General features: G+C 47.8%; 16 protein-coding genes. 8 read left to right on the top strand and 8 right to left on the bottom strand.

The window, feature by feature from the left end:
• The 4 genes from OCV96_RS06995 to murC form a co-directional block, all read right to left on the bottom strand.
• A partial coding sequence (locus tag OCV96_RS06995; protein ID WP_262594008.1) for a ribose-phosphate pyrophosphokinase occupies positions 1 to 1,167 on the bottom strand: 1,167 nt, incomplete at its 3' end.
• A gap of 53 nt (positions 1,168 to 1,220) precedes the next feature.
• Positions 1,221 to 2,213 (bottom strand): ATP-binding protein, encoded by a 993-nt coding sequence (locus OCV96_RS06990; protein ID WP_117467500.1) that lies wholly within the window; start codon positions 2,211 to 2,213, stop codon positions 1,221 to 1,223.
• A 48-nt stretch (positions 2,214 to 2,261) separates the two neighbouring features.
• On the bottom strand, positions 2,262 to 3,377 hold the full coding sequence (locus OCV96_RS06985) for a DnaD domain protein (protein ID WP_119623994.1): 1,116 nt from the start codon (positions 3,375 to 3,377) through the stop codon (positions 2,262 to 2,264).
• A gap of 306 nt (positions 3,378 to 3,683) precedes the next feature.
• Entirely contained in the window at positions 3,684 to 5,081 is a 1,398-nt protein-coding gene (gene murC / locus OCV96_RS06980; RefSeq protein ID WP_022312398.1) for a UDP-N-acetylmuramate--L-alanine ligase, read from the bottom strand.
• A gap of 414 nt (positions 5,082 to 5,495) precedes the next feature.
• On the opposite strand from murC, the gene OCV96_RS06975 reads away from it, so the two are divergent.
• From OCV96_RS06975 to spoVG, 3 genes are all read left to right on the top strand, one after another.
• Positions 5,496 to 6,764, top strand: coding sequence for a glucose-1-phosphate adenylyltransferase (locus OCV96_RS06975; protein WP_262594007.1), 1,269 nt, complete (start codon positions 5,496 to 5,498; stop codon positions 6,762 to 6,764).
• A 2-nt stretch (positions 6,765 to 6,766) separates the two neighbouring features.
• Positions 6,767 to 7,885, top strand: coding sequence for a glucose-1-phosphate adenylyltransferase subunit GlgD (glgD, locus tag OCV96_RS06970; RefSeq protein ID WP_022312400.1), 1,119 nt, complete (start codon positions 6,767 to 6,769; stop codon positions 7,883 to 7,885).
• Positions 7,886 to 8,070: 185 nt separating this feature from the next.
• Positions 8,071 to 8,346: a septation regulator SpoVG gene (gene spoVG / locus OCV96_RS06965; protein ID WP_022312401.1), complete on the top strand. Its 276-nt coding sequence runs from the start codon at positions 8,071 to 8,073 to the stop codon at positions 8,344 to 8,346.
• A 96-nt stretch (positions 8,347 to 8,442) separates the two neighbouring features.
• On the opposite strand, the gene OCV96_RS06960 is transcribed toward spoVG, so the two are convergent.
• Positions 8,443 to 9,570, bottom strand: a complete 1,128-nt coding sequence (locus OCV96_RS06960) for a hypothetical protein (protein ID WP_262594006.1) — start codon at positions 9,568 to 9,570, stop codon at positions 8,443 to 8,445.
• Positions 9,571 to 9,677: 107 nt separating this feature from the next.
• The gene (locus OCV96_RS06955; protein ID WP_227064753.1) at positions 9,678 to 10,697 is read right to left on the bottom strand and encodes a LacI family DNA-binding transcriptional regulator; all 1,020 of its coding nucleotides are present in this window, start codon (positions 10,695 to 10,697) and stop codon (positions 9,678 to 9,680) included.
• Between the two features lie 278 nt (positions 10,698 to 10,975).
• On the opposite strand from OCV96_RS06955, the gene xylB reads away from it, so the two are divergent.
• The 3 genes from xylB to OCV96_RS06940 all read left to right on the top strand — a co-directional run bounded on the left by xylB (position 10,976) and on the right by OCV96_RS06940 (position 14,768).
• A complete protein-coding gene (gene xylB, locus OCV96_RS06950; RefSeq protein ID WP_227064754.1) occupies positions 10,976 to 12,445 on the top strand; it encodes a xylulokinase in 1,470 nt (489 codons plus the stop codon).
• 87 nt (positions 12,446 to 12,532) lie between these two features.
• On the top strand, positions 12,533 to 13,174 hold the full coding sequence (locus tag OCV96_RS06945; RefSeq protein ID WP_227064755.1) for a DUF4867 family protein: 642 nt from the start codon (positions 12,533 to 12,535) through the stop codon (positions 13,172 to 13,174).
• 109 nt (positions 13,175 to 13,283) lie between these two features.
• Complete coding sequence (locus tag OCV96_RS06940) at positions 13,284 to 14,768, top strand: L-fucose/L-arabinose isomerase family protein (RefSeq protein WP_117467483.1); 1,485 nt, start codon at positions 13,284 to 13,286, stop codon at positions 14,766 to 14,768.
• Positions 14,769 to 15,278: 510 nt separating this feature from the next.
• Here the strand turns inward: OCV96_RS06940 and OCV96_RS06935 are convergent.
• Positions 15,279 to 15,824, bottom strand: a complete 546-nt coding sequence (locus tag OCV96_RS06935; protein ID WP_227062793.1) for a hypothetical protein — start codon at positions 15,822 to 15,824, stop codon at positions 15,279 to 15,281.
• 193 nt (positions 15,825 to 16,017) lie between these two features.
• Here OCV96_RS06935 and OCV96_RS06930 point away from each other — a divergent pair, with 193 nt between their 5' ends.
• A complete protein-coding gene (locus OCV96_RS06930) occupies positions 16,018 to 17,382 on the top strand; it encodes an MATE family efflux transporter (protein WP_227062792.1) in 1,365 nt (454 codons plus the stop codon).
• Here the strand turns inward: OCV96_RS06930 and OCV96_RS06925 are convergent.
• On the bottom strand, positions 17,303 to 19,291 hold the full coding sequence (locus tag OCV96_RS06925) for a glycoside hydrolase family 2 protein (protein ID WP_227062791.1): 1,989 nt from the start codon (positions 19,289 to 19,291) through the stop codon (positions 17,303 to 17,305). The genes OCV96_RS06930 and OCV96_RS06925 overlap by 80 nt on opposite strands.
• Before the next feature lie 144 nt (positions 19,292 to 19,435).
• On the opposite strand from OCV96_RS06925, the gene OCV96_RS06920 reads away from it, so the two are divergent.
• Positions 19,436 to 21,265, top strand: a complete 1,830-nt coding sequence (locus tag OCV96_RS06920; protein ID WP_262594004.1) for an ABC-F family ATP-binding cassette domain-containing protein — start codon at positions 19,436 to 19,438, stop codon at positions 21,263 to 21,265.
• Positions 21,266 to 21,339 lie beyond the last annotated feature (74 nt).

The following is a 21,339-nucleotide window of genomic DNA, read 5'->3' as shown; positions in this document are numbered from 1 at the left end:
ATATTTTGCAACGATATTCTGAATTCTCTCATTTGGATTCAACAGATCGCTGATGGAAGAATCGTGGTTCAAAGTATCAATGATGTAAGCAATGTACTTACTCATATCACAGTTGATGTACCATTCTCTCTGAAGTAATTCCGGAGTCTGGTAGATGAGGTTGGTGGTCAGTACCTTATCGATGATGCCGTTCTCATAAGCCTTGTCGAACTTGTCCAGACCGTTGGTGAAGAGGCCGAAGGTGGAGAAGACGAAGATCTTGTTGGCTTTACGCTCCTTCAGAGCAGCGGCAACTTCCAACATGCTTTCACCGGAGGAGATCATATCATCGATAATGATCATATCCTTGCCCTCTACGCTGGTACCCAGGAATTCATGAGCTACGATGGGGTTACGACCGTTGACGATGCGGGTGTAATCTCTTCTCTTGTAGAACATACCCATATCCAGACCGAGAACGTTGGCAATGTAGATGGCACGTCCCATACCACCTTCATCCGGGCTGATGACCATCATGTGGCTGGAATCCAGCTGCAGATCTTTTACATTGCGTAACAGACCTTTGATAAACTGATATGCAGGCTGTACGGTCTCAAAGCCGTGCAGAGGAATGGCATTCTGTACACGGGGATCATGTGCATCGAAAGTGATAATGTTGTCTACACCCATGCTTACCAGCTCCTGCAGTGCCAGTGCACAGTCCAGAGACTCGCGGGAAGTTCTCTTGTGCTGACGGCTCTCATACAGGAAGGGCATGATCACAGTGATACGACGGGCCTTACCGCCGACAGCTGCGATGATACGCTTCAGATCCTGATAGTGATCATCGGGAGACATATGGTTCTCGTTGCCACACAGGGAATAGGTCATGGAGTAGTTCAGGACATCTACTAACAGATAGAGATCAGTACCGCGGACGGATTCCAGAATCTGTCCCTTTGCCTCACCGGAACCGAAACGGGGTACTTTGGCATCCAGAAGATAGGATTCTCTCTGATAGCCTGCAAATGCCAGAGACTCTTTGTGTTCGCTTTCTCTCTCTGCTCTCCATTTTACAAGATACTGGTCTACCTTCTCACCTAAAGGCTTGCAGCCGGGCAGGGAAATAATGCCCAGAGAGCCGACGGGGATAGTCTCCAGATTTCTTTTTTCTTCACGATTCGCCATTGGGGTGATCCTCACTTTCTGATTCTGTATACTGTTCTGTTACAAACAAATGATTAATTGTCAGATGTATTCTGCATACGCTTTTTGCACATACGAATATCGGGGCCGGTCAGCTTACACAGATCGTAATGACTGGTGATACGGGAAAATACCCGGTCTGAATACCGGTCGCGCAGTTCCTCCAGACTCAAATTTGTGGAGATGATCGTAGCGTTTTTCCGCAGATGTCTCTCATTCAGACAGGAGAACAGCTGGGAGGCTACAAAAGTATTGGTCATCTCTGTGCCGAGGTCATCAATGATCAGCAGATCGCAGTTATACAGATCCTCGTAGAATCCGGAGAGAGCTTCTTTTGCCCTGCTGTCGAAGGCATAACGGGCAAGAGTATCAAACAGCCCGGAAGCACTGAAATAGATCACGGAATGACCGGTTTGCAATAATTCACTGGCGATACATCCCGACAAAAAGCTTTTGCCAGTACCTACTGTACCATAAAAGAATAAATTGTGGTAGTCTTGTTTGAAGTTTTGTACAAAATTGCGACAGACATCCACGCATTTTCGGAAATGCGTAAGATCATCGCCCTGATAGTATTCGTAAGAAAGGTTGGAAAAATTCTCAGAAGCGATCATATCCCGGATATGGGACTGCTCATAGAGAATATCCAGTTCCTGCTGGTGAAAACAGTGACATTTTTTGCGAAGACCATCTTCACTGTCAATATAACCTGTATCTTTGCAATCGGGGCAGTCATAGACGGGTTCCAGATAGTCTGCTGGGTATCCGGCGGACGTGAGCAATTCTCTTTTCTGACGGGAGATTTCCTTTAGAGAAGAACGCAGTCTGGTAAGCGCCTCGTCATCACCGTTCAATAAAAGCTTTGCCTGCGCCACGGAAAGTTCACCGACAGACTCATCCAGTCTTCCGTATTCCGGAAGCTTTGTATAAATTTCCCGGCGGCGCTGCTCTGCCAGGTGACGGTTGCGGTCTCTGGTCTGCTCATAGCCCTTCATAATAGAATTGTATTGTGCGTTAGTCAGTGACACGGTCGGTTCCCCTTATCTGCTCATTGCTGGTTGTTCAATATCTGAATATTAGTTACTTAAAATTTCCTTTTCCAGAGCGGCGAAATCGTAGCTGTTCTGGGTAAACTGTGTAAAGCGGTTGGAGGACCCGGAAGAAGCGGGCTTCGCAGTCTTTTTCTTCTGGAAAGAGTCATCCATCTGCTGAATATCGGCCTTGTGGCGTACATTAGCCTGTCTCCAGCTGTTCAGGATTCCTTCCGCATATTCAAAGCGATGCTTGTCCGTAGCCAGAGAGCTGCGCTCACAGGCTTCCAGTATAATATCTGTGCTGAAACCGTAATCTCTGGTCCAACGGTTGATGAATTCCAGTTCTTTCGCTGTGGGAGAGGTACTGCGTCCTAAGCTGTTCATAATGGAATATACGCTTCTGTCGTAGCGGGTGGAGAATTTCTGCGCCTGCTTCGGGGTGGTGATTCCTTCTTCCGCCCAGTTGACAGCAACTTTTTCTATGTATTTGAAATCTTTCTTGCCGCGCTCCACACAGTACTGTAGCAGATAATCGATCAGATCCTCTGAAAAATGCAGTACATCGGTGAAAAACAGGATCGTCTTGATCTCGGAAGGAGTCAGAGGCTTGCCAATATAAGCTTCTGCAATAAAGAGAAGCTGGGAGGTCTCTTCCCGTTCCTTGAATTCCCGTAACTGATCCAGAGAATAAGCCGGCTTTGCGTAAGGGTTGACAGTTTCCTGGGGTGTTGTCGGTACAACTGCAGCCGAAACCTGCGGAATAGCAGCGGCAGGAATCACAGAGACTCCGGCGGGAGTATTCTGCATCTGCGAAGGACCGGAGGTCAGCAGGACATTATGCTGGGGGGCAGGAGCAGCCTGCGTGCTCAGATCACGAAGATGAATCCCTACCAGTGTTTTATTATCATCGAAGTCCAGATCCAGGATCTGCTGCTTTTCCCAGTATTTCAGTGCACGGATCACATCCTTTTCCGTGTGGTTGAACTTGTCCGCAATTCCGGACACACTGATAGCCTGTTCCGCATTCAGCATGCGCAGCAGATAGAAATAGACCTTCAGCTGTGCGTCGTTGGCATCTTTCATATATTCATCAATAAACAGATTGGATACTACCGTAGAATCTGCATAATTATCTTTATAGAGTGCTATCCGTGCCATAACACACAATACCTTCTTTCACAAATCGTTCCTTTTTCAAAGTAAGACCAAGTATAGCATAAGACCTGTGAAAAAGAAATAGTCAATTTGCCGGAAAACCTTGTAAACACTGGACTTTCGGACTCCTGGATAAAAATGTGGAAACGGTGGATATTGTGGATGCCAAAAGACGGTGTATCGAGAAAACCCTATATATCGGCAGATTATCGCCAAAATCCGACAGAAAATTATCCACAGGAAAACAACAAAATATCCACAGGGAAAACGGGGATAATCCCCGGTGTTTCCTGTGGATAATGTGGACAACTATTTGCCAAGCAGGTTTTCACCGATTTTTACTACATCTCCGGCACCCATAGTTATCAACAGGTCACCGTTTATGCAATTTTCTAATAAAAAGTTTTCAATCTCATCAAAAGAAGGAAAATAGTAACATTCATGGCCCAGTGCCCGGATCTCTGTCTGGAGCGTCTCAGAACTGATTCCCAGGGTATCGGTCTCACGGGCAGCATAAATATCTGCCAGGACGACTTTGTCTGCCAGACTTAAGGCTTTGGCAAAATCTTTCATGAATGCCTTGGTTCTGGTGTAAGTATGTGGCTGGAAGACACACCAGAGGGTCTTGTGGGGATAATTCGCTGCCGCATGCAGGGTGGCTGCAATCTCGGTGGGATGATGTGCATAATCATCCACAATGGTGACACCGCCGATGGTGCCCTTGTATTCGAATCTGCGGTCTGTACCGGTGAAACCGTGCAGGGCAGAAGCGGTAACCTCGCGATCGATCTTCAGCAAATCGGCCAGGGCAATGGAAGCAATGGCATTGCATACGTTATGCTCTCCGGGAACCTGCAGAGAAAAACTGCCGGACACTTCTCCATGCCGGTGAAGAGTAAAGGAAGGATGACCGAACTCGTCAAAAGTAATATCCGAGGGATAATAATCGGCAGCGGACCCGTCACTGTTGACCGCTTCTTTATTAAAAGTGATCACGCGACAGTCCAGATCTCCTGTGATCTCCTGTAATCTGTCAATGGCACCGTTGATGATCAGACAGCCGTCAGCGGGCAGAAGCTTTGCAAATTTATGGAAGGAATTCCGGATATCCTCCAGATCCTTGAAAAAGTCCAGGTGATCTTCTTCGATATTCAGGATCATACCGATCCTGGGGAAAAAGCTTAAGAAGCTGTTGGTGTATTCGCAGGCTTCTGTAACGAACAGATCGGTACTGCCGACACGGATGTTGCCACCGATGCTTTTTAACATTCCGCCGATGGACAGAGTGGGATCCGTACCGGCATGCAGCAGAATCTCACTGACCATGGAGGTCGTGGTGGTCTTGCCGTGAGTACCGCTGATGGCAATAGGGGTCTTGTAATTCTGCATGATCTCTCCTAAAAGCTGCGCTCTGGTGAGATGCGGGATCCCTTTTTCCATAGTAGCGACATATTCGGGATTGTCTTTGTGAATCGCGCTGGTAAATACGACACAATCGATATCATCGGTAATATTCCCGGCACGTTGTCCATAAAATACATTGATCCCCTTTCTTTCCAGAGTTTCGGTGAGGGGGCTTTTGGAACGGTCGGAACCGGACACACGGAAGCCGGCATCCTTCAGAATCTCTGCGAGACCGCTCATGCTGATACCGCCGATACCTACAAAATAAATGGACGAGGGGTGATTAAAGTCTATCTGATACATATTGGCACTTCCTTAATATAGTGTAGTTGCATTGCTTATTATGTAACTATTCAGAGCAGTTACCTTATTATTAACATTATATACATAGGAACGAAAAAAAACAATCCATAGGTACGATTTTGAAAAAATGTGTAAGTTTACTATTTTTTGCAAAACCAATCCAGACGGGATTGGCATAAATTGACAAAAAGCTTACAAAAGATAAGCTAATTATGTAAAAAATGGATATGAAAATCGTAAAATGACAAAAAAACCTAGTAATAAATATTCACTTTCCTTTGGCAATGTGTTATAATCAGATTATCACATCCGAAGGAAAGAGCAGGCACTTTTTCGAGACAGATGGATACATCGGATAATAGCCGCAAGCGACTATTTATTACAACAGGTGGAAGGCTAGATAGAGGTGAGGATATGATTAAGAAAGAAATGATAGCCATGCTATTGGCTGGAGGACAGGGAAGCCGTCTGGGTGTTTTGACATCCAAGGTTGCTAAACCTGCCGTTGCATTTGGAGGCAAGTACCGCATTATCGATTTTCCCCTTTCTAATTGTATTAATTCGGGAGTGGATACGGTAGGCGTACTGACACAGTACCAGCCCCTCAGACTGAATACCCATATCGGAATCGGTATTCCCTGGGATCTGGATCGTAATATCGGAGGAGTGACCGTGCTGCCTCCCTATGAGAAGAGTACCAACAGTGAATGGTATACCGGTACTGCGAATGCGATCTATCAGAACCTGGAGTATATGGAGAGCTATAATCCAGAGTATGTGCTGATCCTTTCCGGAGATCATATTTATAAGATGGATTATGAAGTGATGTTGGATTTCCACAAGGCCAACAATGCAGAAGTTACTATTGCGGTAATGCCTGTTCCCATGGAGGAGGCCAGCCGTTTCGGTATCATGATCGCAGATGAGAACCATCGCATCACCGAATTTGAAGAGAAGCCGGAACATCCCAGAAGCAATCTTGCAAGTATGGGTATTTACATATTTAACTGGAAGACATTGAAGGAAGCACTGATCGCTATGGCAGATCAGCCGGCACTGGATTTTGGTAAGCATGTCATTCCTTACTGCCATGAAAAGGGGGCTCCGCTGTATGCGTATGAGTTCACCGGTTATTGGAAGGATGTAGGTACTTTGAGTTCCTATTGGGAAGCCAACATGGAACTGATCGATATCGTACCGGAATTCAACCTGTATGAGGAATACTGGAAGATCTATACCAAGAGCGAGATCCAGCCCCCTGATTATATTGCTGCCGACAGTGTGGTAGAGCGCAGTATCATCGGTGAAGGCTCCGAGGTCTATGGAGAAGTATATAATTCCGTCATCGGTTGTGGTGTTACGATCGGTAAGGGAACCGTGATCCGGGATTCCATTATCATGAACCAGACCCAGATCGGTGAAGAATGTGAGATCAACAAGGCGATTATCGCAGAGAATGTTGTGGTAGGTAATCAGGTAAAATTAGGTGTCGGTGAAGAAGCAGAGAACGATACGGCACCTCATATTTACAACCACGGACTTGTAACCATCGGTGAGAAGAGCGTGATTCCTGACGGTATCAGCGTAGGCAAAAACTCAGTGATATCCGGAGTGACAGCTGCTGCAGATTATGAGGATTCCCAGCTCGCAAGCGGCAAAACATTAATTAAGGCAGGTGAATAGCAGTGAGAGCGATTGGAATTATTTTAGCAGGCGGTAACAATCACAGGATGCGGGAACTTTCCCAGAAGAGAGCTATATGTGCGATGCCGATTGCAGGCAGCTACCGCAGTATTGACTTTACACTGAGTAATATGACCAACTCTCATATTCAGAAGGTGGCAGTGTTTACCCAATACAATGCAAGAAGTCTGAACGAGCATCTGAATTCTTCCAAATGGTGGGATTTCGGACGTAAACAGGGTGGATTATATGTATTCACTCCCGCTGTAACAGCAGAGAACAGCAACTGGTACAGAGGAACCGCAGATGCAATTTACCAGAATCTGCAGTTTTTGAAGGACAGCCATGAGCCTTATGTAGTTATCGCATCCGGCGACTGTGTATACAAGCTGGATTATAATAAGGTGCTGGAATACCATATCGAGAAAAAAGCAGATATCACTGTAGTCTGCCGCGATATGGAAGCTGGTACGAATGTAGAGCGTTTCGGTACGATTCGCATGAACGAGGAAAGTCGTATCGAAGAGTTCGAGGAGAAGCCCTTACAGGCGAAGACCAATACCATTTCCTGTGGTATTTATGTGGTTCGACGCAGACTGCTGATCGAGATGATCGAGAAGTGTGCTGAGGAAGACCGCTACGATTTCGTAAGAGATATCCTGATCCGTTACAAGGATCTGAAGAGAATCTATGGATACAAGATCAAGGATTACTGGAGAAATATCGCATCTGTGGATGATTACTACAGCACCAATATGGACTTCTTGAAAGCAGATGTGAGAAACTATTTCTTCAAGCAGTATCCGGACGTATATTCCAAGGTGGATGACCTGCCTCCCGCAAAATATAATCCCGGTTCCCAGGTGCGTAACAGCCTGGTATCCAGTGGATGTATCGTCAACGGTGTGGTAGAGAATTCCGTGATCTTTAAGAAGAGCTATATCGGCAATAATTGTGTGATCAAGAATTCCATTATCCTCAATGATGTGTATATTGGAGATAACACGCATATTGAAAACTGTATTGTAGAGAGCCGTGACACGATCCGTGCAAATTCGTACTTTGTGGGAGAAGGCGAAGTTAAGATCGTAGTTGAGAGGAATGAACGATACGTGATCTAAGTGATCCGGATTCTCAATGACTACATTGCGAGACTGCTTGCAGGCAGGGCAATGTGGTCATTAGGGAATCTAACAGATATGAGTAAGTAGGGCGATAGCCCGGAATACGAATATCTGTAGCGTTTCGAGAGCCTGCAGGGCGGAGAAATGCGTAGGGATCACGATAACACCAAGGGGGTTAGCAAATGCAGATTACAGATGTACGTGTTCGTAAGATCACCAAGGAAGGCAAGATGAAAGCTATCGTATCCATTACACTGGATGATGAATTCGTCGTACATGATATCAAGGTGATCGAAGGTGAAAAGGGATTGTTCATTGCAATGCCGAGCAAGAAGGCAACGGACGGGGAATACAGGGATATCGCACATCCCATCAATTCTTCCACCAGAGAGAATTTGCAAAGGGTGATCCTGGAGAGTTACGAAAAAGCATTGGAGGAGCCGGAAGAGGCAATCTAAGCTGCATAGGGATAAACAACAAAAGCTGTTGTCAACAGAGTGATCTGTGGCAACAGCTTTTTAAATTGCAGTTATCTTTTATTCCCCGGACGAAAATCAGGAACGCTGATAAGCACATAATCCGTTTTCAAATTGCAGACGATCGATCAATTCCAGGGAACCGCCGATTCTCCGGTATAGTTCTATGGTGCCTGTTGCATTGCCGCCTTCCCAGAGAGGAATGTCGGATACTTTTCCGTCAGGACTTTCATAGAGTAACGGCATCATCTGCTCTTTGCTGCAGCTTCCGGAGATCCGTACAACGGAAGTGCGGTTCTGGGCTTTGAAATGCCAGATAAAACGTTTGTTGGTCTCTTTCACTTTCCACTTGCAGCGGGACAGTGTAAGAGGTCTGCCAAAATGATACTCGAAATCTTCCCCGGTATAGGTCAGCTGCATCAGAATCCTGCGTCGCATGGGGAAAAAGAGAAATTTCGGACAACAGCCGTCGATGGCCAGAGCCGAATGCTTCAATTCCCGCCCGGTTTTCTCACTGATCAGGTGGCCGGAAGCAAATTGCAGCCAGGGCTGGTTGTAACTGCGGCCCCAATGTTTGTCCGCATAGCCGTAGGATGTCTCGGGAGCTACCTCGTAGGTGACACCGTTCAAAATGACGGTCCCACGGAAAAAGGTACGGATACCTTCCCCATGCCAGAAACTTTCCAGGGCATGAACCGCGGTAAAAAAAGCATTGGCAATATAGCCGGTATGACAGGCAACCGCCTTATGCACTTCCAGATCCCAGATAAAACTGCCCGCATCGGTCATAAGAGAGCGATGTCTTGCAACCTCATCGGAGATATCAATCGAACCACTGATCCGGTTTTCGCTGTAGACACAATCCTCAAACTGCATGTAAAAGGGATCCTGGGCCACCTGCAGAGAGGTCAGGGGATAATATGCCCGAAGCTGGAGCCCGCTATCTCCCGGCTCAGGGAATACACCGGCTTTTATGCAGAGATAAGATGGTTTCAGACCATGACGTTTATAGTAGGGATGCTGACCTAAAATAGGCTGGGAAGTACCGAGAGCCGGATTTAAAATGCTGTATTCTACAAAAAAAGTGCGGGTTTCCTGCGTCGTGGGACAAATGCCCTGGAAGGAATGCCACCAGCGCATGTAGCCACGTTTTGCATCGGAACCCCGCAACATATATGCATTTCTTTTCAGATCAGATAAATTCATGGATCAAAGACTCCCCCGCTTTTGTACCCCTCAAAACAACATTTCGTAGATAATATGTATATTATAGTACTATATGTTGTGAATGACAAGAGTGTCGGAAGAATTATTTAGATATTTTCTTTGATCCGGATATCTACCGCTACATAATTGTATTCTTTTTCCGGATTTTCGCCGGTCGTCAGATAGGCAAACAGCAGGGAAAGAGGGTTGCTTCCCTGAATTTTCGGCTGTTGGCAGATGGTGGCGGCAATGGTGTCATTTTCCAGCATTTGGCGTGTGGTGGGGACCAGATCAAAAGCGATGATCCGGATCGCCTTTTTTTTACCCAGAGCCTCTACACTGCGGCAGCCTCCGTAGACACCGCCGGCGGCGAAGAACAGTGCATTGATCTCCGGGTGCTTTGACAGAAGTGTCGTTGTCTTTTCGTAGCTTTCCACTTCGTCATCGTGGATCTCCACGGTATCCACGACGCGGATCCGGTCAGAGAAAGGTTCTAATGTCTTCAGAAATCCCGCAATGCGCTCTGTGTGACAGAGAATGTTGGAGGAACCTGTGACAATACCCACGTTTACCGTGCCGGAGGTCATCAATTGCAGAAGACCGGCGGCGGTGGCACCACTGCGGGTGTAGTTGCTGCCGACATAAGCGATACGTCTGGAATTTTCAATGTCTGTATTCAGCGTGACCACGGGAATCCCCTGCTCGTATAAAGTATTGATGCAGTCGCGGATCCGTTCGTCGTTGTAAGGGGTCATGGCAATGCCGCTCACTTCTTCTGCAAGAAGCTCTTTGACTGCCTGTAACTGGGCCTCCACACCGAAAGAAATCTGTTTGGTGATCACGGTACAGTTGTAACCTGCCAGCTCTTCCGCCTTTTCATTGATTCCGGCCAGAACATCCTGAAAAAAAGGATTCCCGGTGGAAAATAGAATGACACCCAGCTTCAGCCGCTTTTTCTGCGCTGCCAGAACGAGACCGGCGCGGTTGGGTTTATAGTCCAGCTCTTTTGCAATTTTTCTGATCTTTTCGGCGGTCTCCGGGTTTACTGCGCCGCGATCGTTTAAGACGCGATCCACAGTGCCGCGGGATACTCCGGCCAATGCGGCGATTTCTTTGATGGTTGCCATAGAATACTCATGCCTTTCCGTAATATCTGTTCCAAGTATCTGGTTATAAAGGTATCATATTTCCAGAGGGACGTCAACGAAAGTGCAGAATTTGTCCGGGCACGCTGAATGGATGATGAATGATGAAATTCCATCTTCACTTTTTAGTGAAAAAATACTGAAAACATAAAAACTTCTACTTGAAAAATTTTTTCACAACAGTTATGATAAGACTATAACGTGCACGGGCACGAAAAGGAACGAAAATGGATCACAACACAAACGTAGGAGGAAGATTCATGCTATATATTGGAATCGATCTGGGCACTTCGGCGGTAAAACTGCTTTTAATGGACAGTGAAGGGAACATCCGGAATATTGTATCCCGGGAATACCCTTTGTATTTCCCACATCCCGGCTGGTCGGAACAGAAGCCGGAGGACTGGTATGAACAGACTATGGAGGGCATCCGGGAGCTTTTGAAAGATGCGGACAAGAGCCAGGTGGCAGGCATCAGCTTCGGAGGACAGATGCATGGACTGGTCATTCTGGATGAGAAGGATCAGGTGATCCGCCCTGCCATCCTCTGGAACGATGGCAGAACCACAGAGGAATGCGATTATCTGAATAATGTGATCGGCAAAGAGAAGTTGTCTGAGTACACTGCGAATATTTCTTTCACCGGATTTACCGCGCCGAAGATCCTCTGGGTGAAAAAGAATGAGCCAGAGAACTTCGCACGGATCAAAAAGATCATGTTGCCGAAGGATTACATAGCTTATCGTCTGACCGGCGTACATTGTACGGATGTATCAGATGCTTCCGGAATGTTATTGTTTGATGTGAAGAACCGTTGCTGGTCGAAGGAAATGTGTGAGATCTGCGGAGTGAGAGAAGAGCAGTTGGCCACTTGTTATGAGAGTTATGAAAAGGTGGGCTGCGTATTGCCGGAGGTGGCAGACGAACTGGGGATTCCCGCAAATGTTGTGGTAGCGGCGGGAGCCGGGGATAATGCGGCCGCCGCTGTAGGTACCGGAACTGTAGGAGACAATATGTGTAATATTTCCCTGGGTACCAGTGGAACAATCTTTATTTCCTCCAATCATTTCGGAGTAGATCAGCACAATGCCCTGCATTCCTTTGCCCACGCAGACGGACATTACCATCTCATGGGCTGCATGCTGAGTGCCGCTTCCTGTAATAAATGGTGGATGGATGAGATCATCGGAACGAAGAATTATGCCGCAGAACAGGCGCAGATTGAGAAGCTGGGAGAAAATCATGTCTACTTCCTGCCGTATCTCATGGGCGAGCGTTCTCCCCATAATGATCCCAATGCCAGAGGAACTTTTATCGGAATGACCATGGATACCACCAGAGCCGATATGACGCAGGCGGTACTGGAAGGCGTGGCATTTGCACTGCGTGATTCACTGGAGGTGGCAAAATCTCTGGGAATCCATCTGGAGCGGACCAAGATCTGCGGTGGCGGAGCCAAGAGCCCGTTGTGGAAGAAGATGATCGCCAATATCCTGAATCTGAAGGTGGATGTGATAGAAAGCGAAGAAGGACCGGCCATGGGCGGTGCCATGCTGGCGGCAGTAGCCTGTGGGGAATATGCAAGTGTGGAGGAGATCGCGGAGAAGTTCGTCAAAGTCACCGGAACGGTAGAACCGGATCCGGAACTGGTGGCAAAATATGAAGACCGCTATCAGAAATTCCGCCAGATCTATCCGGCATGCAGACCGCTGTTTGAGATCATTAAATAACGCGTAGAAAAATCAAACAACAACATAATAAAATGAACCTCGTAATTTTAAGTTTGAGCTATAATAGAGAAAGGTTGGTAGAGTAGAATGCATATTTTATCTGTAAAAGATCCTGCATTTCGTAAGTATGGCAGAGTGATCACCAATGTGGATTTTACACAGCTGGTGGAAGAAATGAAAAAGACTCCGGTTCCTGACGGCGTGGTGTACGAGCCCGGGATCAATGCTTTGGAAGCATTACCTGTGAAAAAGGAACTGGAGACCATCACATACGGAGAAATGCCTGTACAGATCGGTTACTGCAATGGCCATAATTCCAAACTGAATGCCGTGGAATATCACAGAAGTTCCGAAATTAATGTGGCAGCAACGGATGCTATCCTGATCCTGGGGCTGTTAGCGGATGTGGCAGAAGATTTTACCTACGATACTTCTAAGATGGAAGCATTTTTAGTACCGGCCGGAACCGGTGTAGAGGTCTTCGCAACTTCTCTGCATTATGCTCCCTGTGGAGTAGACGGACAGGGATTCCAGGTAGCCATCGTGTTACCTCAGGGCACTAACTATCCGTTAGAAGGAGCACATCAGAAGGTGGAGCAGGGCAAGGCACCCAGCGAGGATGCGTTGCTTGCCGCTACGAACAAATGGCTGATCGGCCATGCGGAGGGTGGACTTTCAGAGGGAAGCTTCCTCGGGCTTGTTGGAGAGAATCTGGATGTCAGCAAATAATGGTGGCAGAATAAAAAGATTTGAACGCCGGAATCCCCTGCATGGATGTATGACGGCGGTAAAATAAATGGTGTAGAGAAAAAGAAAACGAAAATAGGAGGATTACAAAATGAGTAATTTACCCGAAGTAAAAATTGGCGTTGTGGCTGTCAGCCGTGACTGTTTCCCCGAGAGTCTTTCCGTGAACAGAAGAAAAGCTCTGATGAAGGCTTATACTGAGAAGTATGGAACAGACAGTGTCTATGAGTGCCCGGTATGTATCGTAGAGAGCGAGATCCATATGGTACAGGCTCTGGAAGACATCAAGAAGGCAGGTTGTAATGCACTGTGCGTATATCTGGGCAACTTTGGCCCCGAGATTTCCGAGACCTTACTGGCAAAGCATTTTGACGGTCCTGCAATGTTCATTGCAGCAGCAGAAGAGACCCAGAATGATCTGGTAGGCGGCAGAGGCGATGCTTACTGCGGTATGCTGAATGCAAGCTACAACTTAAAGCTTCGTAATGTAAAAGCTTATATCCCCGAGAATCCCGTAGGAACTGCAGCGGAATGTGCAGATATGCTGCATGAGTTCATTTCTATCGCAAGAGCTATTGTGGGCTTAAGTGATCTGAAGATCATTTCCTTCGGCCCCAGACCTTTGAACTTCTTAGCTTGTAATGCACCCATCAAGCAGTTGTACAATCTGGGGGTAGAGATCGAGGAGAACTCCGAACTGGATTTGTTCGAAGCCTTCAAGAAGCATGATGGAGACGAGAGAATCCCCGCTAAGGTAAAAGAGATGGAAGCAGAACTGGGGGCAGGCAACCATAAGCCCGAAGTACTGCCTAAGCTGGCTCAGTATGAATTGACACTGTTAGACTGGATCGAGGCTCACAGAGGATATCGTAAGTATGTAGCCATTGCCGGAAAGTGCTGGCCTGCATTCCAGACCCAGTTTGGTTTCGTACCCTGCTATGTGAACAGCCGTCTCACCGGTATGGGCATCCCCGTATCCTGTGAAGTAGATATTTACGGCTGCTTAAGTGAGTTCATCGGAACCTGCGTCAGCGCAGATACCGTAACTCTGCTGGATATCAACAACACTGTTCCCGATGATATGTACGAAGAGTCCATCAAGGGTAAATTCAACTATACCCACAATGACACCTTCATGGGATTCCATTGCGGTAACACCAACTCCAAGAAGCTGACCTCCTGCAACATGAAGTACCAGATGATCATGGCAAGAACCCTTCCCGAAGAGGTGACCCAGGGTACTCTGGAAGGAGATATCGTTCCCGGAGACATCACCTTCTATCGTCTGCAGTCTACCGCAGACAACAAGCTGCGCGCATATATTGCACAGGGTGAAGTACTTCCTGTAGCTACCAGATCCTTCGGTGGTATCGGTATTTTCGCTATCCCCGAAATGGGACGTTTCTATCGTCACGTACTGATCGAGAAGAACTTCCCTCACCACGGTGCTGTTGCTTTCGGACACTTCGGCAAGGCTCTGTACGAAGTATTCAAATACATCGGCGTACCTGTAGAGGATCTGAATTTCAATCAGCCGAAGGGAATGCTGTATCCGACCGAGAATCCTTTCGCATAAAAAGAACTTAAGTAACTGGAAAGTTAGTTAAATACATTGGCAAAATCCACGAACTCCCGGAGCATGCGATACACATGTCTCGATGTAAGGTCTCCGGATGTGAATTTTCTACGAAAAGTGATGAGTAGTTCTCGTCATGACGGGGCCGCCTACAGTCGACATCCATGTCGACAATCGGCTGACGCGGACATCGTGTCCGCTTTCCCCCTGCCTTTCAGCACTTTTCTAGAAAATATCAACATCCTCCGACAAACATCTTCGACATGGCACCGCATACGCCGGGAGTTCTGCGTTTTGGAAAGCTTTCAAAAAAACCAGTAGCCCCGGCTGGGTATAAGAATAAGCAGTGCCGTAAGCAGACGTCGGTACCATAGCGTCCCAAGGGACGCATTGCGGTCGTATTGTGACCGCTTATGTACCGCTACGCTCTGCGACAGAGCGCGAGCGTGCCGCGTTTCTTATACCCTGCCAAGGGCTACGGGGATTTGATAGCATTTCTTTACTAACTTTCTATTTAGCAGGAGATTTCTTCCGGGCTTTCACAACATACACAATGGCGATCGCCACATCCGCACAGTAGATAAAACATCCGATCCCCATGAAGATGGCACCCGGCAGGGAGACAAGCCTTTCTTTGCGCATGCGAATACTGCAGCCGATGGAACTGATGCCGGTGAGCAGGATCGTCAAAAGATCAATGAGTACTGCCCACAGGAGAAAGCCGATGCCCCAGACACTCATGGCAAGTCCGATGAAACCCAGGATAAAGTGCATGATATAAGCAGGAATCTGAATTCCTTTGATGATCAGGTTCATCCGGGCAGCCTGCCCTGCAGTCAATTTTCCCCTGGCGGTCTGTACCGCATTGACGATTACGATGACAAAGGAATACAGGTTATAGATGACTGCGATGATAAGCAGGACAAGCAGGGAGATATCCGTGGTATCCTCTGGCAGTACGTCTACAAACAGGAAGAAGACAGCAAGAATCAATACATAAATATAAGGATAGATAATTACAGGTATCATTTTCAGATATTTCAAAAATTCGTTCATGACAATTCCCCTCTCATAATAACAATGCTTGTAAAAAAATGACAAAAAGAGTATAGCAAAAAAACATAAAATGTGCAAAAAAAGATATTGCTTTTTTGGAGCGCCGCGTATATACTCTCAACGATAGAAATAACAGGAAACACTGATAAATTCAGTGCTTGCGGTTGATTTGAAAAATGGAGAGGATATTATCATGACAAAGGATCTGACAAAAGGCAGCCCCATGAAACTTATCATCAGCTTTGCTGTGCCGTTATTATTCGGATTTTTATTCCAGCAGTTCTATAATCTGGTAGATACCATGATCGTAGGACGTTTCTTAGGCGTGGATGATCTGGCAGCAGTGGGTTCCACCGGCTCCATCAACTTCCTGGTCATCGGTTTCTGCATGGGTGTCTGCAATGGATTTGCCATCCCCGTGTCCCATAAATTCGGTGCCGGAGATTATGTGGGCATGCGCAAATATGTGGCCAACTGTGCCTGGCTGGGACTTGCCTTTTCCGTCATCATGACCGTGGTGACGGCGATCCTGTGCCGGGACATTCTGGTATGGATGAAGACACCCGCCAACATCATTGATGGGGCGTATAACTATATTTTCATTATATTTATCGGTATTCCCACGGTATTCCTGTACAACATCGTGGCAGGTGTGATCCGTGCAACCGGCGACAGCAAGACTCCTGTGGTATTCTTAGTGCTGTCTTCCATTATTAATATTGTGCTGGATCTGTATTTTATCATATCCCTGCACATGGGCGTGGCGGGGGCAGCCTGGGCAACGGTGATCTCCCAGGGAGTCTCAGGTGTGGCATGTCTGGTCTATATGGTGAAAAAATTCGAGATCCTGCGAATCCACAGGGAAGAATGGAAAGTGGACGGACATATGATGATGGTGTTGTGCGGCATGGGAGTTCCTATGGGGCTGCAGTATTCCATTACCGCCATTGGCAGCGTAATCTTACAGACTGCAGCCAATACCTTAGGTTCTGCGGCAGTTGCGGCCATGACTGCAGGCGGCAAGATCGGTAACTTCTTAGCCTGTCCTTTTGATGCCATGGGTTCCACTATGGCAACCTACGGTGGACAGAACGTGGGAGCCGGTAAATTGGACCGTCTTGGCAAGGGACTTAAATCCTGTGTACTGTTGGGGGCAGGATACTCTGTGATCGCATTTTTGATTGCAGTATTTTTCGGCGGTCCGCTGGCGCAGCTGTTCGTGGACGGCGGCGAGGCAGAGATCATTGCCAACGTGTGTGCTTTCCTGTTATGGAATACGGCATTCTATATTCCGCTTGCACTGGTGAACATTGTCCGTTTCCTGATCCAGGGTATGGGTTTCCCGAAATTCGCCATTTTAGCAGGTGTCTTCGAAATGATCGCCAGATCCCTGGCAGGCTTTGGACTGGTGCCAATCATCGGCTTCACCGGGGTATGCCTGGGCAGTCCCATTGCCTGGATCATGGCGGATGCATTCCTTATTCCGGCTTATTTCCATGTGAGTAAGGTGCTGCAAAAGAGGATGGTGCCGCAAACGGATGTCCCACAGGCAGTTTGACGATACGCCGGTCGTAAGTCACCAGACCGTTCACCTCTTCTTCCACATCGGAGAGCTGCGTATATACCGCACCGCTCAAGCCCTTTGAGATCAGAGGAAATAATTGTCTGGAAAATAACTGCTTCAAGGCAGCAGCCATCTCCTCCGGGGTGTCATATTTCTGATATCCGTAGACCCGGTCCACACTGGAATGCCCGTCGATGTGACAGGCGTAGCCACCATATTCCGAGATAACGAAAGCCCTTTTTCCATCCAATTTTACCTGTAACGGACGGAAGTAGTTATGAATACTGCGGAAATCCCCGCCTTTCTGGTCGAACCAGCCGCTGGCATGGTCTACCGGACGGGTGGGGTCTTTTTTTGCCACCATTTTCGCAATACGGGCAGCATCGAACTGTCCCCAGCCTTCGTTGAAGGGCACCCATGCGGCGATGGAAGGGACATTATACAGATGATCTATGGTGTCAAGACATTCCTGTTCCCAGCTTTTCCGGCCTTCTTCCGAACCACGGGAGAACAGCTCATAATGATTATCCTTCGTGTGGGCGGACATGTGGGGGAACAGTGTGGGCATATAGCATACCCAGGGCATATGATAGGTAGAGCCGCCGCTGACCATATCCTGCCATACGATCATGCCCAGACGATCGCAGTGATAATACCAGCGCAGAGACTCGAGCTTGATATGTTTCCGGAGCATATTGAAGCCCAGCCCTTTTGCGAGGCTGATATCATAGACAAAAGCCTCATCGCAGGGAGCAGTCATCAGCCCGTCGGACCAGTAGCCCTGATCCAGGATCCCATGGAGAAAATAGGGCTTGTGATTCAGACAAAACCGCAAAATTCCCTTGGAATCCTTTTCGACTGAGAAACATCGCATGGCAAAATAACCATCCACGGTATCCTCATCGGCGTTCAAGGTAAAAGGATACAGCCAGGGGTGTTCCGGGCTCCAAGACTTGAAATTTACCGGCTCCGGTGCATCAGCAGGATCCGTTGCAGAATAGGTGACGCTGGCGGGAAAAGAAAGCACAACCGTGGTATGCGTGAGCCCAAAGGAATCCTGTTGCTCAGAAATTTTACGTACACGCATCTGCGTGAGTGAACCGGTATTTTCCTGTGCGAGGGTTCCGTCGCAGGAGGGGGCACTTATCCGGAATTCCAGATGGTTGAACGGCTTCGGAGAACACAGAACGAAGGTTACGGAAGCCTTGTTGTACTCCGGGGTGATCTTATAATTGATCACATAGTTTTTCGGAACCCATTCGTACCAGACACTCTGCCAGATGCCGCTCTGGGCGGTGTAGAACATGCCGCCGCGGTTCAGGGTCTGCTTTCCCCTGGTGGCGTAACCGGTGTCGGTCAGATCCCGGACTTTTACATAGAGGGATACCGGATCTGCGTTTACATATTCTGTGATGTCTAAGGAAAAAGGAAGGTAGCCGCCACTGTGAGTGCCAAGCTTCTTTGTGCCGAGAAAAACGGTTGCTTCCTGATCTACCGCGTCAAAATGCAGAATGCAACGCATATTTTCCTCTTTTTGGGAAAGCTCTTCCGTGGAAAAAGAAAGTTCCCGGTGGTACCACAGGTACTCCGTGGGTTCCAGCCGTCTGTGAACTCCGGAAAGCAGGGCTTCCGGCGAAAAAGGCACCCGGATGGAACCCTGAGCGGTAAAATACGCAGAATCTTCCGAAGAACTACTCCCATCTGCGGGCGCAAAAGCATATTCCCAGAGACCGTTCAGCGTATGGTAATCCGTTCGTTTCATTTGCGGACGGGGATATTCCGACAGGATATCGTCATAGGAACCGGAGCGCATCATCATTTCACCCCAAGGAGTATAGAGGGGATGAAGGATGTCTTCCGGGTGCGCTTGATTCAGATTCGCAGCAGCATCTTTTAAGTTCATGCGAAAACCTTCTTTCCTAAAATAGATTATTTATAGTATACTACATTTAGAAAGCATAGCACATGAAAAATGATACGATTCTTTGAGAAAAAAGTTTAGATAAGCCATCCAGAGAATTAATTCTGAAAATATGAGGTAGTACAGATGAATATATTGACTGTTGATAATATTAGCAAAAGTTATGGGGTACGCAAGATTTTTGATGGAGCCTCCTTTTTCCTGCAGGAAGGGGAAAAGGCTGGAATCATTGGTATTAACGGAACAGGAAAATCTACTTTGTTAAAAATGATTGCCGGGTTGGAGGAGGCCGATGACGGCACCGTGATCAAGGCAAATCACTGTCTGGTGCGTTATCTGCCGCAGAATCCGGAGTTTGCACCGGAGGAGACGGTGCTGGAGGCAGTGCTGCGGGGCATCCGCGTGGAGGAAAACGCCGGAACCATTGAGACGGATGCCAAAAGCATGCTGACGAAGCTAGGCGTTACGGAATTTGATCAGCCCTGCGGGCAGCTGTCCGGCGGGCAGCGCAAGCGCCTGGCACTGGTATCGGTACTGTTGTCTCCGGCAGAGATTTTATTATTGGATGAGCCTACCAACCATCTGGACAATTCCATGTCCGACTGGCTGGAGGATCAGCTGCGCCGCAGAAAAGGTGCCATGATCATGGTTACTCACGACCGCTATTTTCTGGACAGCGTTACCGACAGAATCCTGGAGTTGGACAAGGGGAAGATCTATTCTTATGATGCCAACTATTCCGGCTATCTGGAACTGAAAATGCAGCGGGAAGAGATGGCACAGGCCAGTGAAAAAAAGCGTCTGAACATTTTACGGAACGAACTTGCCTGGGTGCAGCGTGGTGCCAGAGCCCGTTCTACGAAGCAGAAGGCGAGATTACAGCGTTTTGAGGAATTGAAAAATGTGAAGGGACCCGTGACGGACGGCAAAGTGGAACTGACTTCCGCAGCATCCAGACTGGGCCGTACCACAGTAGAGATCGAGAATGTATCCAAAAGCTATGGCGATAAAGTGTTGATCCGTGATTTTACCTATCTGTTCGGCAAGGACGACCGGGTGGGATTTATCGGCCCTAACGGCAGTGGTAAGACCACGCTGATGAAAATGATCCTGGGTGAAGTGGCTCCGGACAGCGGACATATTGAGATTGGGCAGACCGTGAAGCTGGGATATTATGCCCAGGAGATCGACGACACCATGATGCATCCGGAGCAGAGAGTCATTGATTATATCCGGGATGTGGCAGAATATATCACCACGGAGGACGGGCAGATCACGGCAGCGAGAATGCTGGAGCGGTTCCTGTTTTCCGGAGAAGACCAGTACGGACAGCTGGGAAAACTGTCTGGTGGAGAACGGCGCAGACTGCAATTATGCAAGGTACTGATGGGGGCACCCAATGTCCTGATTCTCGATGAGCCTACCAACGATCTGGATATTGCCACATTGCAGGTGCTGGAGGATTATCTGGACACCTTCCCGGGAATCGTTATCGTAGTGTCCCATGACCGTTATTTTCTGGATCGTGTTGTTCGCAGGATCTTCGCCCTGGAGGATACCCGCATGGTGCAGTATGAGGGCGGTTACACAGATTATGCCAATAGGAAAGCTGCGGAGGGGAACACAGAGAGCACAGGAACGGCGGCAGCATCCCAGCCGAAGAACGCCGATGAGGAAACTACTTCTAAAAACTGGAAAAACGGACAGAAACGCAAATTAAAATTCACTTACCAGGAACAGAAAGACTATGAATCCATTGAAGGCGAAATGGCAGCATTAGAGGATAAAATTGCAACTTTGGAAGCAGATTTTTCAAAATATGCCAGTGATTTTGTGAAACTCAATGAATTAACACAGGAAAAAGAGGCTGTGGAACAGCAGCTGGAAGAAAAAATGGAACGCTGGATGTACTTAGAAGACCTGGCGGCGAGAATCGAACGGGGAGAAGAAAACTGACAGTCCGAAGTCCGGAATGTCAGTCTTCTGCATCGTCGGTAGCTGCCGCAACTGCGGATACCACGGAGGATACT

It is taken from the genome of Waltera acetigignens (assembly GCF_025567015.1).
In the GTDB taxonomy this organism is placed as follows: Bacteria; Bacillota; Clostridia; order Lachnospirales; family Lachnospiraceae; genus Acetatifactor; species Acetatifactor acetigignens.
This window is presented reverse-complemented; position numbering and strand designations above follow the sequence as displayed.

Bases quoted from the DNA above. Each gene is read 5' to 3' on its own strand.
- OCV96_RS06985 (WP_119623994.1), bottom strand. From the start codon at position 3,377: ATGGCACGGATAGCACTCTATAAAGATAATTATGCAGATTCTACGGTA.
- murC (WP_022312398.1), bottom strand. From the start codon at position 5,081: ATGTATCAGATAGACTTTAATCACCCCTCGTCCATTTATTTTGTAGGT.
- OCV96_RS06975 (WP_262594007.1), top strand. From the start codon at position 5,496: ATGATTAAGAAAGAAATGATAGCCATGCTATTGGCTGGAGGACAGGGA.
- spoVG (WP_022312401.1), top strand. From the start codon at position 8,071: ATGCAGATTACAGATGTACGTGTTCGTAAGATCACCAAGGAAGGCAAG.
- OCV96_RS06960 (WP_262594006.1), bottom strand. From the start codon at position 9,570: ATGAATTTATCTGATCTGAAAAGAAATGCATATATGTTGCGGGGTTCC.
- OCV96_RS06955 (WP_227064753.1), bottom strand. From the start codon at position 10,697: ATGGCAACCATCAAAGAAATCGCCGCATTGGCCGGAGTATCCCGCGGC.
- xylB (WP_227064754.1), top strand. From the start codon at position 10,976: ATGCTATATATTGGAATCGATCTGGGCACTTCGGCGGTAAAACTGCTT.
- OCV96_RS06945 (WP_227064755.1), top strand. From the start codon at position 12,533: ATGCATATTTTATCTGTAAAAGATCCTGCATTTCGTAAGTATGGCAGA.
- OCV96_RS06940 (WP_117467483.1), top strand. From the start codon at position 13,284: ATGAGTAATTTACCCGAAGTAAAAATTGGCGTTGTGGCTGTCAGCCGT.
- OCV96_RS06935 (WP_227062793.1), bottom strand. From the start codon at position 15,824: ATGAACGAATTTTTGAAATATCTGAAAATGATACCTGTAATTATCTAT.
- OCV96_RS06930 (WP_227062792.1), top strand. From the start codon at position 16,018: ATGACAAAGGATCTGACAAAAGGCAGCCCCATGAAACTTATCATCAGC.
- OCV96_RS06925 (WP_227062791.1), bottom strand. From the start codon at position 19,291: ATGAACTTAAAAGATGCTGCTGCGAATCTGAATCAAGCGCACCCGGAA.
- OCV96_RS06920 (WP_262594004.1), top strand. From the start codon at position 19,436: ATGAATATATTGACTGTTGATAATATTAGCAAAAGTTATGGGGTACGC.